Genomic DNA, 13,973 nt, shown 5'->3' with positions numbered 1-13,973 from the left:
GTTAGTCCTCCCCCAGGATCTGCGGCACCTTGAAACGCTGCTGCTCCTGGGCCGGGGCGCCGGAGAGCGCCTGCTCGGGGGTGAGCGACGGACGGACCTCGTCCGCGCGCATGACGTTGGTCAGCGGCAGCGGGTGGGAGGTCGGCGGTACGTCTTGGTCGGCGACCTCGGAGACGCGGGCGACCGCGCCGATGATGTCGTCGAGCTGACCGGCGAAGTGTTCGAGCTCTTCGCCCTTCAGCTCCAGACGCGCCAGCCGGGCGAGGTGGGCGACCTCCTCGCGCGTGATGCCAGGCATGCAGCGATCCTCAGGGTTCGGTGTGTGGTTTTGGCCCAATCCTATGGGGTCCCCGGACTCGTCCGCGGCGCGTGCGGGCAGCCCGGACACCGATTGAGGACAAAACGGCCACCGGCCGGCCCGCCGCCGCGCACCGGCCCGGTCCCCGGCGGGTCTCAGGCCGTGGCCGGACCGGGATTCAGCGCGTGCCCCGCGGACCGGGGGGCCTGCTCGGGTGCCACCGCCTGGGCGGCCGCGGCCTCCAGCTCCGACGGCCGGCGCCAGCCGTGCTCACCGCGGGCCCGCAGCCAGGCCGTGGTCTCCTGCGGCGGCATCGCGGCGGCGACGAGCCAGCCCTGCACGGCGTCGCAGCGCAGGTCCCGCAGCCGCTCCCAGGTCTCGTCGTCCTCCACGCCCTCGGCGACGACGATCAGCCCGAGCGAGTGGGCGAGGTCGATGGTGCAGCGGACGATCTCGGCGTCCTCGTTGTCCACGGCCAGCCGGGCCACGAACGACCGGTCGATCTTGAGCTCGCTCACCGGCAGCTTCCGCAGGTGGACGAGGGAGGAGTAGCCGGTGCCGAAGTCGTCGAGGGACATCTTGACCCCGTGCCCGGTGAGCCCCGCCAGGGTGTCGGCGGCCCGCTGCGGGTCCTCCAGCAGGACGTGCTCCGTTATCTCCAGTTGCAGGGCACCGGCCGGCACGCCGTGCCGCGCGAGCCGGGCGGCGACGCTGCCGGCGAAACCGGGGGTGTGGACGTCGCGCGGTGAGACGTTGACCGCGACGGGGACGAACAGGCCCTGCGCCCGCCACCGCGCCACCTGGGCCAGCGCGGTCTCCAGCACGTACTCGGTGAGGTGGGGCATCAGCCCGGAGGATTCCGCGATGGCGATGAACTCGTCCGGGGGGACCCGCCCGCGCTCCGGGTGCACCCAGCGCACGAGCGCTTCGAGACCGGCCACCTGGCCGTCGAAACGGACCTTGGGCTGGTAGTGGAGTTCGACCTCGCGGGCGTCCAGGGCCCGGCGCAGGTCGCCCAGGAGGCCGAGCCGGTCCGGGGTGTTGCTGTCGCGCTTGGACTCGTAGACCTCCACGCCCGTGCGGTCCCGCTTGGCCTGGTACATGGCCACGTCCGCCCGCCTGAGCAGGCCTTCGGCGTCCAGCGCGTGGTCGGGGTGGACGGCGACCCCCGCGCTGGCCTCCAGCACCAGGGTGAGGCCGTCGAGATCGAGGGGGGAGGAGAGTTCGGCGACCAGGTGGCGGGCGACGCGCTGGGCGCTGGTGGTCGAGTCCGCGGTCGGAAGCAGCACGGCGAACTCGTCGCCGCCGAGCCGGGCGGCCTCCGCGCCGCGCGGCAGCGCGAGCCGCAGCCGCTCCGCTATCTGGAGCAGGAGCCGGTCCCCGGCGAGATGGCCGAGGGTGTCGTTCACGGCCCTGAAACGGTCGAGGTCGATGAGGACGAGCGCGGATCTGACCCCGGTCGCGCCGGCCTCCTCCAGGGCCGTCCAGGTGCGCTCCAGGAGCCACTGGCGGTTGGGCAGGCCGGTGAGCGGGTCCCTGAGCTGTTCCTCGGCCCGCGCGCGGGCGATCCAGAGGGTGGAGTCCAGCGCGATCAGCGGCACGGCGAAGAGCGGCAGCAGGACGGGCATGGCGGACGCCACCACGCAGATCAGCGGGGCGATGCCGAGCAGGGCGACCGCGACGAGTCCCTGGCGCAGCAGCGCGGTGCGGGCGATCGTCGGCAGCCCGCCGCTCTGCGACGCCCTGGCGTACCAGAGCAGGACGCGGGTGACGACGAGGTACGTACCGGCGGCGAGCAGCACCTCCGGCACGGCCCGGATGCCCCAGTGGAGCGGCAGCCAGGGCGACTCGACGGTCGGCACCTCGCCGAAGACGGACAGCACGAGCGCGGCCGCCCCGACGCCGAGTATGTCCACCGCCCCGTGCAGCAGTCCCTGCCACCAGCGGTGGCGCCTGGCCGTGCCGACGAGCACCACGACGACGAGGCTGACCAGCCCGGCGGCGACCCAGCCGTAGAGCAGCAGGACGGCGAGCGTGAGGGCGGCGCCGGAACCGGTGCCGCCCCACCAGCGGTCGCGCCCCAGGGCGACCAGGTGTCCGACGATGATTCCGGTGAGCAGGGCGAGCGACCAGCCCGCGGTGCCGGCCGGGAAGAGGGCGTGGCCGTCCTGGACCGTGCGGTAGAAGCCGGCCGCGAGCTGCACCGCGGCGACCGCTACGACGGCGGCGCCCACTCTCGACGTGAGGCCAGCGAAACCCTGCAGCCGCGACACCGGTGCGGCGCTCTCGGTCGGTTTCATTCCGTCCCTCTCACAGCCGGCGGTGCCGAAGTCCCACGGTGGCCCCCGCCCCCACGCCACCACGATCCAGATCCCACCACGCAGCCGGGCACGGCAGGTGCTCGTTCAACAGTAGGCCGACGAGGGCCCCCGCGGGCAGCGCTCTGCAGCTCTTGCCCGAATGCGGACCTGACACCCCTGACGGTCTGATATGCGCCGAACAGGTGACGCGGGCGGGCGGAACCGGGCCTCCCGGCCCCCTCCTGTCCCCCTCGTCCGTTTGATTCCCCCCTCGCCCACGGCCAAGCGCCCCCAGGGTCTCGATCGCGCCTCGGTCAGGCCTCGGCGGGGACCGCGGCCTCCCGGGCGGCGTCCGGACCCTGTTCGAGGAGGACCGCGAAGCCCTCCTCGTCGAGGACGGGCACCTTCAGCTGCATCGCCTTGTCGTACTTCGAACCGGGGTTGTCGCCGACCACCACGAAGGAGGTCTTCTTCGAGACGGATCCGGTGACCTTCGCCCCGAGGTTCTGGAGTGCGTCCTTGGCGCCGTCCCTGGTGTGCGCGGTCAGCGTGCCGGTGACGACGACGGTGAGTCCCTCCAGGGGCCGCGGCCCCTCCTCCTCGCCCGCTCCCTCGTCCTCCATCCGGACCCCGGCCTCCCGCCACTTGCGCAGGATCTCGCGGTGCCAGTCCTCGGCGAACCACTGCTTGACCGAGGCGGCGATGATGGGCCCCACCCCGTCCGCCGCGGCCAGCTCCGCCTCGGACGCCTCGTCGATCCGGTCCACGGACCGGAACTGCCGGGCCAGTTCGACGGCGGCCACCGGTCCGACGTGCCGGATCGACAGCCCGGTGAGGATCCGGGCGAGCGGTGCCTGCCTGGCCGCCGCGATGCCCTCCAGCATGCCGAGGGCGTTCTTCTTCGGCTCGCCCAGCTGGTTGGCGAAGACCGTGGCGATCTTCTCCTCGCCCGTCTTCGGGTCGCGCTTGGGCAGCCCGCTGTCCGCGTCCAGGACGTACGCCCGGATCGGCAGCAGCTGCTCCACCGTCAGGCCGAAGAGGTCGCCCTCGTCCAGCAGCGGTGCCTCCTCGGGCTCCAGCGGCTTGGTCAGGGCCGCGGCCGCCACATAGCCGAAGTGGTCGATGTCCAGGCACTTACGGCCTGCCAGATAGGCCAGGCGCTCCCTCAACTGGGCCGGGCAGGAGCGGGCGTTGGGGCAGCGGAGGTCGATGTCGCCCTCCTTCATGGGGCGCAGCGCCGTTCCGCATTCGGGGCACTCGGACGGCATGACGAACGCGCGCTCGCTGCCGTCGCGCAGGTCCACGACCGGCCCGAGGATCTCCGGGATGACGTCGCCCGCCTTGCGGAGCACCACGGTGTCACCGATGAGGACGCCCTTGGCCTTCACGACGTTCTGGTTGTGCAGGGTGGCGAATTCGACCTCCGACCCCGCCACCTCGACCGGTTCGACCTGGGCGTACGGGGTGACGCGGCCGGTGCGTCCGACGCCGACCCGGATGTTGACCAGCTTGGTGTTGACCTCCTGCGGCGCGTACTTCCAGGCGATGGCCCAGCGCGGCGCGCGCGAGGTGGAGCCCAGCCTGCCCTGGAGCGGGATCTCGTCGAGCTTGACGACGACTCCGTCGATCTCGTGCTCGACGGACTGGCGGTTCTCGCCGAAGTAGGTGATGAACTCGCGCACCTCGTCGAGGGACCCCACCACCTTGTTGTGCCTGGCGGTCGGCAGGCCCCACCCTCTCAGCAGGTCGTACGCCTGGGAGAGCCGGTCGATGTCGAAGCCCTCCCGGGCACCGATGCCGTGCACCACCATGTGGAGCGGGCGGGTGGCGGTGACCTTGGGGTCCTTCTGCCGCAGCGATCCGGCCGCCGCGTTGCGCGGGTTGGCGAAGGGCTTGTCGCCTGCCTCCACCAGCCGGGCGTTCAGCCCTTCGAAGGCCTCCATCGGGAAGAAGACCTCGCCGCGGATCTCGACGAGCGCGGGGACGTCGTCGCCCTGGAGGCGGAGCGGGATGTCGGCGATCGTACGGACGTTGGGGGTGATGTCCTCGCCCGTCCGGCCGTCGCCCCGGGTCGCGGCGCGCGTCAGCCTGCCGTGCTCGTAGGTGAGGTTGACGGCGAGGCCGTCCACCTTCAGCTCGCACAGGAAGTGGTACCCGCCCCGGCCCACGTCCTTGGCGACCCGCTCGGCCCAGGCCGCGAGCTCACCGTCGTCGAAGGCGTTGTCCAGGGAGAGCAGGCGCTCGCGGTGTTCGACGGAGGTGAACTCCGTGGTGTACGGGCCCGCGACCTTCTGGGTCGGCGAGTCCGGTGTGCGCAGCTCGGGGTGCTCCTCCTCGATGGCCTCCAGCGCGCGCATCCGCCGGTCGAACTCGGCGTCGTCGATGACCGGCTGGTCCTTCACGTAATACCGGAAGCGGTGCTCCTCGATCTGCTCGGCGAGGAGTGCGTGCCGTTCCCGCACCTCCGCCGGCACACCGGTCAGCTGTCCTGCCTGCTGTTCGCCGGCCATCGTCCGTTCCTCCCGTTGCCCCGTTGACTCCACGACCCGTTACTCCGGGTTGTCCGCGAGCGACCTCGCGGCCCGGGCGCAGTGGGCGAGCGCGGCGCGCGCGTACGCGGGCGACGCTCCCGCGAGCCCGCAGGACGGGGTGATCACGACGGACTCGCTGAGAGTCCCCGGATCCAGCCCCAGCCTGCTCCACAACGTCCTGACCTCCTTGACGCTACCGCCCGGGTCCGACAATGCGGTCGAGGCGCCGTCGAGGCCGGGAACCACGCCGAGGAAGAGCTGGGTGCCGCCTTCGACGGCCTCCCCGATCGCCTCCTCCTCACGCTCGGTGAGCAGCGAGAAGTCGAAGGAGACGGCTCCCGCTCCGGCGCGGCGCAGCAGGGCGAACGGCACCTCAGGGGCGCAGGAGTGGACGGCGGTGAGCCCCGCCGCGTTGACCGAGAGCACGTCCCGCAGTGTTCCCTCGACGGTCTGGCGGTCGACGGCGCGGTAGGTGCGGTAGCCGCTGGCCGACCTGATCCGCCCGCGCAGCACGGCGGTCAGGGAGGGTTCGTCGAGCTGGAGCACGACCTCGGCGCCGGGGACCCTGCGGCGCACCTCCGCGAGGTGGGAGCGCAGCCCCTCGGCCAGTGAGCCCGCCAGGTCGCGGCAGGCGCCGGGGTCGCCCAGCATGGCCTCGCCGCCGCGCAGTTCGAGTCCCGCGGCGAGCGTCCAGGGGCCGACGGCCTGGACCTTGAGCAGCCCTTCGTAGCCCTGGGTGAACTCCTCCAGGGCGTCGAGGTCCTCGCCGAGCCAGGAGCGGGCCCGCCGGGTGTCGCGGCCGGGCCGGTCGCTGATCCGCCAGCCGCTGGGCTCGACGTGGCCGTACATCTCGACGAGCAGGCCGACGGTGCGCCCGGTCATGTCCGCGCCGGGGCCGCGCGCGGGCAGTTCCGCCAGATACGGCATGCCCCGGCCGTCCGCGAAGGACCCGGTGACGGTCCTGGCCGCCTCCCGGGCGTCTCCCCCCGGCATGGACCCGATACCGGTGGCCGCACTCGCGCTGAACCCGCTCTTCTCGCTCACGCGGAAAGCCTACGGGCCTCCGGGGCGGGCGCTCCCGGAGGCCGGTCCGGCGGCTCGTCAGCGGCCGGGGCGCACCGTCAGGTCGTTGATCTCGGCGTCGCGCGGCAGGTCGAGGGCCAGCAGGACCGTGGTGGCCACGGACTCCGGGTCGATCCAGCGGGAGGCGTCGTACTCCTTGCCCTCCTGCTGGTGGACCTTGGCCTGCATCGGGCTGGCGGTGCGGCCCGGGTAGACGGAGGTGACCCGGACCCCGTTGCCGTGCTCCTCGTGGCGCAGCGAGTCGGCGAGTGCCTTGAGGCCGTGCTTGCTGGCGGCGTACGCGCCCCATCCGGCGTGCGCGGCGAGACCGGCGCCGGAGTTCACGAAGACGACCTGGCCCCGGGTGGCGCGCAGCTGCGGCAGCAGCAGGCGTGTCAGTTCGGCCGGGGAGACGAGGTTGGCGTTGAGCTGGAAGTGCCAGGCCTTGGGGGTGAGGTCGCCGACCGGGCCGAGTTCGACGACACCCGCGATGTGCAGCAGCGAGTCGAGGCGTTCGGGCATCGGCTGCTGCCCGAACGCCCAGGAGAGCCGGTCGGGGTTGCCGAGGTCGCCGACCAGTGTGCGGGCCCCGGGGTGGAGGGCCGCGAGCTCCTTGGCGCGTCCGGCGTCCCGTGCCAGCAGCACGAGTTCGTCGCCGCGCTCCAGCAGGCGGCGCGCGACGGCCGAGCCGATACCGGAGCCGGCACCGGTGATGAGGTGAGTAGGCATGCCCTCATGCTCGCATCACCGCAGGCCGTCGGGCTCCTCAGGTGTCCCGGGCGGGCCCGCGCCGCGGCGCACCGGGCCGGCCGCGGCTCCACGGACGGGCACGGTCCGCTCCCCGTGCCGGGTCCCGCGCTCCCGTCACCGCAGGCCGGCCGACTCCTCCAGGTAGGCCAGGGCGCCGACACCGTCCTTGGCGAAGAACACGAGCTCGGTCAGCGGGAGCGGCAGGAAGCCCTCGTCCTCCATGCGCTGGAACTGCTGGCGCAGGCCGTCGTAGAACCCGGCGGTGTTCAGCAGGACGACGGGCTTGGTGTGCTTGCCGTGCTTCTTCAGCTCCAGGATCTCGGTCGCCTCGTCGAGCGTCCCCGTGCCACCGACCATGATCACGATCGCGTCGGACTTCTCCAGGAGCAGGGCCTTGCGCTCGGCCAGGTCCTTGGCGATCACCATCTCGTCGGCGTTCGTGCGCGCCTTCGCCGCCAGGAAGTCCACCGACACCCCGACGAGCCGACCGCCGGACTCCTGGACCCCGTCGGCGACGACCTTCATCAGCCCGCTCTCCGACCCGCCCCAGACCAGGGTGTGTCCGCCCCTCCCGAGCAGTTCGGCGAATTCGCGGGCGGGCACGGTGTAGCGGTCGTCGAGGTCGGCCGCCGAGAGGAAGACACAGATGTTCATGCGACCACGGTACGACCGCTCCCCCGGTACGGGAAGAAACCGGCCGCTCCGGGGGCTGAAGCAGCTATGGCCTCCATCACAGGACACACCATCACCGTCGGACCGGCCCCCGTGCACGTGCGCGCGGTGCACGACGGGCGGGTGCTCGCCGAGAGCCACCGCCCGCTGGTGCTGCGCGAGACAGGCTGCCCCGACCGCTACTACCTGCCGCCCGGGGACGTGCGCACCGACCTGCTGACCCCCTCGGACACCCGTACGCACTGCCCGTTCAAGGGGGACGCGTCGTACTGGTCGGTGCCCGGCGCCGAGGACCTCGTCTGGGCCTATCCGGAGCCCGAGGAACAAGTCGCCGCGATCAGGGACCACTTCTGCTTCTACGCCACGGAGGTCGTCTCCGGCTGACCGTCAGAAATATTTCCGCGCCCGGGCGATGAGTTCCGCGGGGCGCGGCAGTCCACCCTCGCATGGACAAGACTCTCTCCCGCGACGGTACGCCGATCGCGTACCGCCGCCGCGGCGAAGGGCCGCCGGTGATCCTGGTCGGCGGGGCCCTCAGCACCTCGGCCGACGAGGCGCCGCTGGCCGCCCTGCTGGCCCCGCGCTTCACGGCCGTCACGTACGACCGGCGGGGCCGCGGGGCGAGCGGCGACGGCGGGCCGTACTCGCTCCGCCGTGAGATCGAGGACCTGGCCTCGGTCGCGGCGGCGGTGGGCGGGCGCGTCTCGGTGTTCGGCATGCTGTCGGGCGGGGCACTGGCCCTGGAGGCGCAGGCGGCCGGGCTGCCCGTGGACATGCTGGCGGTCTACGAGCCGCCGTACACCCCGGGAGCGACCGCTCTCCTGTACAGGTCCCGCTCCACGGCGCTGCTGCACCGGCTGCTGGCGAAGGGCGACCGGGGGGGCGCCGTGGCGCTGTACCTGTCCCGGAGCGGTGTCCCCGAGGACATGATCGCGCGTATGCGCCGGGACCCGCTGTGGTCAGGACTGGAAGCGGTGGCGCACACCCTGGCCTACGACGACGCCCTGCTGGGCGACGGCTCGGTGCCCGCCGCGCGGCTGGCGTCGGTCACCGCGCGCACCCTGGTGGTGACCGGGGGTTTCAGCACGGAGGTGGCGCACCGGACGACCCTGGCCCTCGCGGCCGCGATCCCCCGGGCCAGGCACCGCACGCTGACGGGCCAGACCCGCGAGCTGGCACCGCACGTGATCGCGCCGGTCCTGGCGGACTTCTTCGCCAGGAGCCCGTTCCTGCGGACCGCCGTGTCGTAGGGCGTCCGCGGGGGCCGGAGCGGCCGGGTCGTCGCAGGGGAGCGACCCGGCCGTCAGCCGGCCGCCGCCTTCTCCTTGCGCACCGTCGTGGCGATGGTCGCCGATCCGACGACCCGGGTCCCGTCGTACAGCACGACCGCCTGGCCGGGCGCCACGCCGCGCACGGGCTCGGTGAAGGTGACGGACAGGACGCCGTCGGTCAGCTCGGCCGTCACCTCGGTCTCGCCGCCGTGGGCGCGCAGCTGCGCGGTGTACGTACCGGGCCCGGAGGGGGCGGTGCCGCACCAGCGGGGCTTGATCGCGGTGAGGGCGGTGACGTCGAGTGCCTCGACCGGGCCGACCGTCACCGTGTTGTTCACCGGCGAGATGTCCAGGACGTAGCGGGGCTTGCCGTCGGGGGCGGGGTGGCCGATGCGCAGGCCCTTGCGCTGGCCGATGGTGAAGCCGAACGCGCCCTCGTGGGTACCGACCTTCGCGCCGGACTCGTCGAGGATGTCGCCCTCCGCCGGGCCGCCGAGCCGGCCGGCCAGGAAGCCCTGGGTGTCACCGTCGGCGATGAAGCAGATGTCGTGGCTGTCGGGCTTCTTCGCGACCGCCAGGCCCCGGCGTTCGGCCTCGGCCCGGATCTCGTCCTTGGTGGTGAGGGTGTCCCCGAGCGGGAACATGGCGTGCGCGAGCTGCTTCTCGTCCAGGACGCCGAGGACGTAGCTCTGGTCCTTGGCCATGTCGGAGGCGCGGTGCATCTCCCGGGTGCCGTCCTCGTTCAGGACGACCGTGGCGTAGTGGCCGGTGCACACGGCGTCGAAGCCGAGGGCCAGCGCCTTGTCGAGCAGGGCGGCGAACTTGATCTTCTCGTTGCAGCGCAGGCAGGGGTTGGGGGTGCGCCCCGCCTCGTACTCCGCCACGAAGTCGTCCACGACGTCCTCGCGGAAGCGTTCCGCCAGGTCCCAGACGTAGAACGGGATGCCGATGACGTCCGCCGCGCGGCGGGCGTCCCGGGAGTCCTCGATGGTGCAACAGCCGCGCGCGCCCGTACGGAAGGACTGCGGGTTCGCGGAGAGGGCGAGGTGCACACCGGTCACGTCGTGGCCCGCCTCGGCGGCTCGGGCCGCCGCGACGGCGGAGTCGACTCCGCCCGACATGGCGGCGAGCACACGGAGGGGGCGCTGGGAAGTCTGAGTCATAGCCCGTCCAGAGTACGGGGCCCCGGGAACCGAATGCGCTCGGACAAGCGTTGTGGTGCACATGGGGAACAACGGAAATGCCGGATCACCGGGCGACGGCCCCGGTCACGGCATCAGCCGGCGCACGCTGCTGATCGGCGGCGGGGTCGCCGCCGCGGGCACGGCCGCTCTGGCCGCGGGGGAGATCCGGCGCGTCTGGTGGCGGATACCGGGCGTGCAGAAGCCTCGTGACGAGGGTGAGCTGGACTACGCCCCGGCGCGCTGGGTCGCGGCCTCGGAGGCGAACTGGCGGCGGGCCGACCGCCCCGACGACTACCGCGTGGACCGGGTGATCATCCACGTCACACAGGGCAGCTACGAGAGCGCGGTCCGGGTGTTCCAGGACCCGGCCCACCAGGCCGCGTCGCACTACGTCGTCGGGAAGAACGGCCACGTGACGCAGATGATCCGCGAGCTGGACGTCGCGTACCACGCGGGCAACCGCGCGTTCAACGAGCGCAGCGTCGGTATCGAGCACGAGGGTTTCGTCGACCGTCCGCAGGACTTCACGGCGGCGATGTACGCGTCCTCCGCGCGGCTGACGGCCTCGATATGCGAGCGGTACGCGATCCCGGTGGACCGCGAGCACATCATCGGGCACGTCGAGGTGCCCGGCACGGACCACACCGATCCGGGACCGCACTGGGACTGGAGCCGCTACATGAAGCTGGTGCGCGCGGCGTCCACGGACCGGGCACGGGCCACGACCGGGACACAGGCGAGCTGAGACCCGGCGCGGGTGCGCCGACGCCTGGCCGGCGAGGGCCGGTGCCGGTCGGCACGAGCCGGGACCAGGCTGCGCGAGCCGATACCGGTCCGCGCGAGCTGAGACCCGGCGCGGGTGCGCCGACGCCTGGCCGACGAAGGCCGATGCCGGTCGGCACGAGCCGGGACCAGGCTGCGCGAGCCGATACCGGTCCGCGCGAGCTGAGACCCGGCGCGAGTGCGCCGACACCTGGCCGGCGAGGGCCGGTGCCGGTCGGCACGAGCCGGGACCAGGCGAGGGTGGGCCGATACCGGTCCGCGCGAGCTGAGACCCGGCGCGGGTGCGCCGACGCCTGACCGGCGAGGGCCGGTGCCGGTCGGCACGAGCCGGGACCAGGCGGGGGTGGGCCGGGACCAGGCCTGGGTGGGCCGATGCCCGCCCGCCCAAGCTGAGACCCGGCCCGCACGAGCCGGGACCAGGCCTCGGTGGGCCGGAACCAAGCTGCGCGAGCTGAGACTCGGCCTGCACGAGCCGGGGCCGGGGTGCGCCGGGTGCGCGCCCGCGCGAGCCGGGACCGGATCCGGGGCAGCCGGGTCCTGGCCGGTCCGGACGGGCCCCTGCCCAGCTGCCCGTGCCGCTCGGGGCCTAGCTGAGTCGCCCGCGCCGCTCGCGCCTAGCTGAGCCCGGCCGTCCGGGCCCGGTCGACCGCGGGGCCGATGGCCCGCGCGAGCTGCTCCACGTCCTGCCCGGTCGAGGTGTGGCCGAGCGAGAATCGCAGTGTGCCGCGGGCCAGCGCGGGGTCGGTGCCGGTGGCCAGGAGCACATGGCTGGGCTGGGCGATTCCGGCGGTGCACGCGGATCCCGTGGAGCATTCGATGCCCTGGGCGTCGAGCAGCAGCAGCAGGGAGTCGCCCTCGCAGCCGGGGAAGGTGAAGTGGGCGTTGGCGGGCAGCCTGCCGCCGGGGGCCGGGTCGCCGCCGAGGATGGCGTCGGGGACGGCCTTCAGCACGGCGGCGGCCAGCTCGTCACGGAGGGCGCCGATCTCACGGGCGAAGTCCTCGCGCCGGCCGGCGGCGTGCCGTCCGGCCACGGCGAACGCGGCGACGGCGGGTACGTCCAGCGTGCCGGAGCGCACGTGCCGTTCCTGTCCGCCGCCGTGCAGGACGGGCACGGGGGTGTGGTCGCGGCCGAGCAGCAGCGCTCCGATGCCGAACGGGCCGCCGATCTTGTGCGCGCTCACCGTCATCGCGGCCAGCCCGGAGCGGGCGAAGTCGACCTCCAGCTGACCGAACGCCTGCACCGCGTCGGCATGCATGGGGATGCCGAACTCGCTCGCCACCTCGGCGAGTTCGCGTATCGGCATGATGGTGCCGATCTCGTTGTTGGCCCACATCACGGTGACCAGGGCGACATCGCCGGGGTCGCGCGCGATCGCCTCGCGCAGCGCCTCCGGGTGCACCCGCCCGTACGCGTCGACCGGGAGGTACTCGACGGCGGCGCCCTCGTGCTCCGCGAGCCAGTCGACGGCGTCGAGCACGGCGTGGTGCTCGACGGGGCTGGCCAGGACCCGGGTGCGCCGGGGGCCGGCGTCGCGCCGGGACCAGTACAGCCCCTTCACGGCGAGGTTGTCGGCCTCGGTGCCGCCGGAGGTGAGGACCACCTCGCTGGGGCGTGCGCCGAGCGCGTCGGCGAGGGTCTCTCTGGACTCCTCGACGGTACGGCGGGCCCGGCGCCCGGCAGCGTGCAGTGAGGACGCGTTGCCGGTGACGGCGAGCTGCGCGGTCATCGCCGCGATCGCCTCCGGAAGCATCGGCGTGGTCGCGGCGTGGTCGAGGTAGGCCATGGTGGAGACGATTCTACGAGCCCGTGGCGCGGCCGGTGCCGAGGGCGCCGCCTTGCGGCCCCGGCCCCGGCCCGTGGCGGCTCCGTGAAGGAACCGGGCCCGGATCCCGGACAAGCTCGGGGCGGGGCACCGGTGACCGCGTACGCGATCACCGGCACCGGTGCGGACACATCGGTGGTGCCGCACGGATCGCGCCTGGTGGCGGCCCGTTCGGGGCCACGGGGGGCGGGAGCTCCGACGTCCGTGCCCTTCCGGTCAGCCGACTCCGCTCGGCGGCCCTGGCCGTGCCGAAGTCAATGACCGTGGCGCCCCTGACCGTGAGCATGTGGCCGGACGGTCTCAGGTCGCGGTGCGCCGTGCCGCGTTGGCGCACCGGGACCAGCCCTCCTGCGACATCGCGGAGCAGCGAGAGGGCGTCCACGGGCAGCGGCCCTCCGTGCACCTCCAGGGCCTCGCTCGGGGTGGACCGGGGAGTACGCGGTCGCGCGCCAGGGAGCCGGGCTCGCGGTCGCCGACGAGCAGCGGTGCCGTGGCCCGTGCCGTTCCGTACGAGGGGAAGTCTGGCCACCGGGCTCCGGGGACGGAGGCATATTCTAGAAAGTCACTCTAGAAATTCACGCGGAAGAGCCCGCGTCACGAACGACAGGGACGGCCCCTCGATGAGCCCCAAGCAGCGTCGCGGCGAAGTGACGTCCGATCTTCTGCTGGACGCCGCGCTGCGCGTGTTCGTCGAGTCGGGCGAGCAGGGCCTCACGGTCAACGCCGTCATCGGGGCCAGCGGCGTCAGTCTGGGGAGCCTCTACCACCACTTCGGCAGCCTCGACGGGCTGATCGGCGCGCTCAGTCACCGCTGGCTGGACCGGCTGCTGGGCGGACTGACCGAGGCCCTGCGGAACGCGGGCAGCGCGCGGGCGGGCATCACCGACGCCGTGGGCGCCTACCTGGCCTTCGTCCGGGAGCACCGCGGCCCCGCCCTGCTCCTGCACTCCCCCCTGGCCGACCGCAAGGGCATGGCCCGGGGCAGGGAGTTCCGTGACGCCCAGGAGGCCAGGGTCTCGGAGGTGGGAACCTGGATCCGGCTCCACGTAGATTCCGGGGAACTCGCCCCGCTCCCCACGCCGCTGATCGAGTCCCTCGTCCTGGGGCCCGTCGTCGCACTGGCCCGCCGTTCGCTCTCCGGCATCGACGACATGGACCTCGACGAGGCCGCGCGCCTCCTGCCCGAGCGGATCTGGCGGTCGGTGCGCGCCTAGCCGCGCGGGGGCGCCGGGTCGGCGCGACCGCCGGCCGTCAGCAGTCAGCCCGTCAGCCGTCAGCCGTCAGCCGTCAGCCGTCAGC

Annotated in this window: 12 protein-coding genes; 4 read left to right on the top strand and 8 right to left on the bottom strand. The window is 73.3% G+C overall.

From position 1 onward, the window contains the following. Position 1: 1 nt before the first annotated feature. The 6 genes from gatC to ACFVS9_RS04310 all read right to left on the bottom strand — a co-directional run bounded on the left by gatC (position 2) and on the right by ACFVS9_RS04310 (position 7,595). Positions 2–298 carry an Asp-tRNA(Asn)/Glu-tRNA(Gln) amidotransferase subunit GatC gene (gene gatC / locus ACFVS9_RS04335; RefSeq protein ID WP_014153935.1) on the bottom strand — a complete coding sequence of 99 codons (297 nt, stop codon included), beginning with the start codon at positions 296–298 and terminating at the stop codon, positions 2–4. A 155-nt stretch (positions 299–453) separates the two neighbouring features. Then, positions 454–2,598: a putative bifunctional diguanylate cyclase/phosphodiesterase gene (locus tag ACFVS9_RS04330; protein ID WP_383117208.1), complete on the bottom strand. Its 2,145-nt coding sequence runs from the start codon at positions 2,596–2,598 to the stop codon at positions 454–456. A 314-nt stretch (positions 2,599–2,912) separates the two neighbouring features. Then, positions 2,913–5,108 carry an NAD-dependent DNA ligase LigA gene (gene ligA, locus ACFVS9_RS04325; RefSeq protein WP_389929936.1) on the bottom strand — a complete coding sequence of 732 codons (2,196 nt, stop codon included), beginning with the start codon at positions 5,106–5,108 and terminating at the stop codon, positions 2,913–2,915. A 39-nt stretch (positions 5,109–5,147) separates the two neighbouring features. Beyond that, entirely contained in the window at positions 5,148–6,173 is a 1,026-nt protein-coding gene (locus tag ACFVS9_RS04320) for a methionine synthase (RefSeq protein WP_383117206.1), read from the bottom strand. A 57-nt stretch (positions 6,174–6,230) separates the two neighbouring features. Then, positions 6,231–6,920, bottom strand: a complete 690-nt coding sequence (locus ACFVS9_RS04315; protein ID WP_383117205.1) for an SDR family oxidoreductase — start codon at positions 6,918–6,920, stop codon at positions 6,231–6,233. Positions 6,921–7,055: 135 nt separating this feature from the next. Continuing rightward, positions 7,056–7,595 (bottom strand): TIGR00730 family Rossman fold protein, encoded by a 540-nt coding sequence (locus ACFVS9_RS04310; protein WP_358966607.1) that lies wholly within the window; start codon positions 7,593–7,595, stop codon positions 7,056–7,058. Between the two features lie 66 nt (positions 7,596–7,661). On the opposite strand from ACFVS9_RS04310, the gene ACFVS9_RS04305 reads away from it, so the two are divergent. Continuing rightward, on the top strand, positions 7,662–7,997 hold the full coding sequence (locus ACFVS9_RS04305; protein WP_389929933.1) for a DUF427 domain-containing protein: 336 nt from the start codon (positions 7,662–7,664) through the stop codon (positions 7,995–7,997). A gap of 62 nt (positions 7,998–8,059) precedes the next feature. Next, a complete protein-coding gene (locus tag ACFVS9_RS04300) occupies positions 8,060–8,863 on the top strand; it encodes an alpha/beta fold hydrolase (protein WP_389929931.1) in 804 nt (267 codons plus the stop codon). 53 nt (positions 8,864–8,916) lie between these two features. Here ACFVS9_RS04300 and mnmA read toward each other — a convergent pair whose 3' ends face one another. Then, positions 8,917–10,047 carry a tRNA 2-thiouridine(34) synthase MnmA gene (gene mnmA, locus ACFVS9_RS04295; protein WP_383117201.1) on the bottom strand — a complete coding sequence of 377 codons (1,131 nt, stop codon included), beginning with the start codon at positions 10,045–10,047 and terminating at the stop codon, positions 8,917–8,919. Positions 10,048–10,108: 61 nt separating this feature from the next. Between mnmA and ACFVS9_RS04290 the strand changes: the two genes are divergently transcribed. After that, positions 10,109–10,813: an N-acetylmuramoyl-L-alanine amidase gene (locus tag ACFVS9_RS04290; RefSeq protein ID WP_389929928.1), complete on the top strand. Its 705-nt coding sequence runs from the start codon at positions 10,109–10,111 to the stop codon at positions 10,811–10,813. A gap of 652 nt (positions 10,814–11,465) precedes the next feature. Here ACFVS9_RS04290 and ACFVS9_RS04285 read toward each other — a convergent pair. Continuing rightward, complete coding sequence (locus tag ACFVS9_RS04285; RefSeq protein ID WP_389929926.1) at positions 11,466–12,635, bottom strand: cysteine desulfurase family protein; 1,170 nt, start codon at positions 12,633–12,635, stop codon at positions 11,466–11,468. A 659-nt stretch (positions 12,636–13,294) separates the two neighbouring features. Between ACFVS9_RS04285 and ACFVS9_RS04280 the strand changes: the two genes are divergently transcribed. Further along, the gene (locus ACFVS9_RS04280) at positions 13,295–13,888 is read left to right on the top strand and encodes a TetR/AcrR family transcriptional regulator (RefSeq protein WP_383117198.1); all 594 of its coding nucleotides are present in this window, start codon (positions 13,295–13,297) and stop codon (positions 13,886–13,888) included. The last annotated feature ends 85 nt before the right edge of the window (positions 13,889–13,973 follow it).

Origin of the sequence: Streptomyces sp. NPDC058008 (genome assembly GCF_042886395.1) — a bacterium.
GTDB lineage: Bacteria > Actinomycetota > Actinomycetes > Streptomycetales > Streptomycetaceae > Streptomyces.
This window is presented reverse-complemented; position numbering and strand designations above follow the sequence as displayed.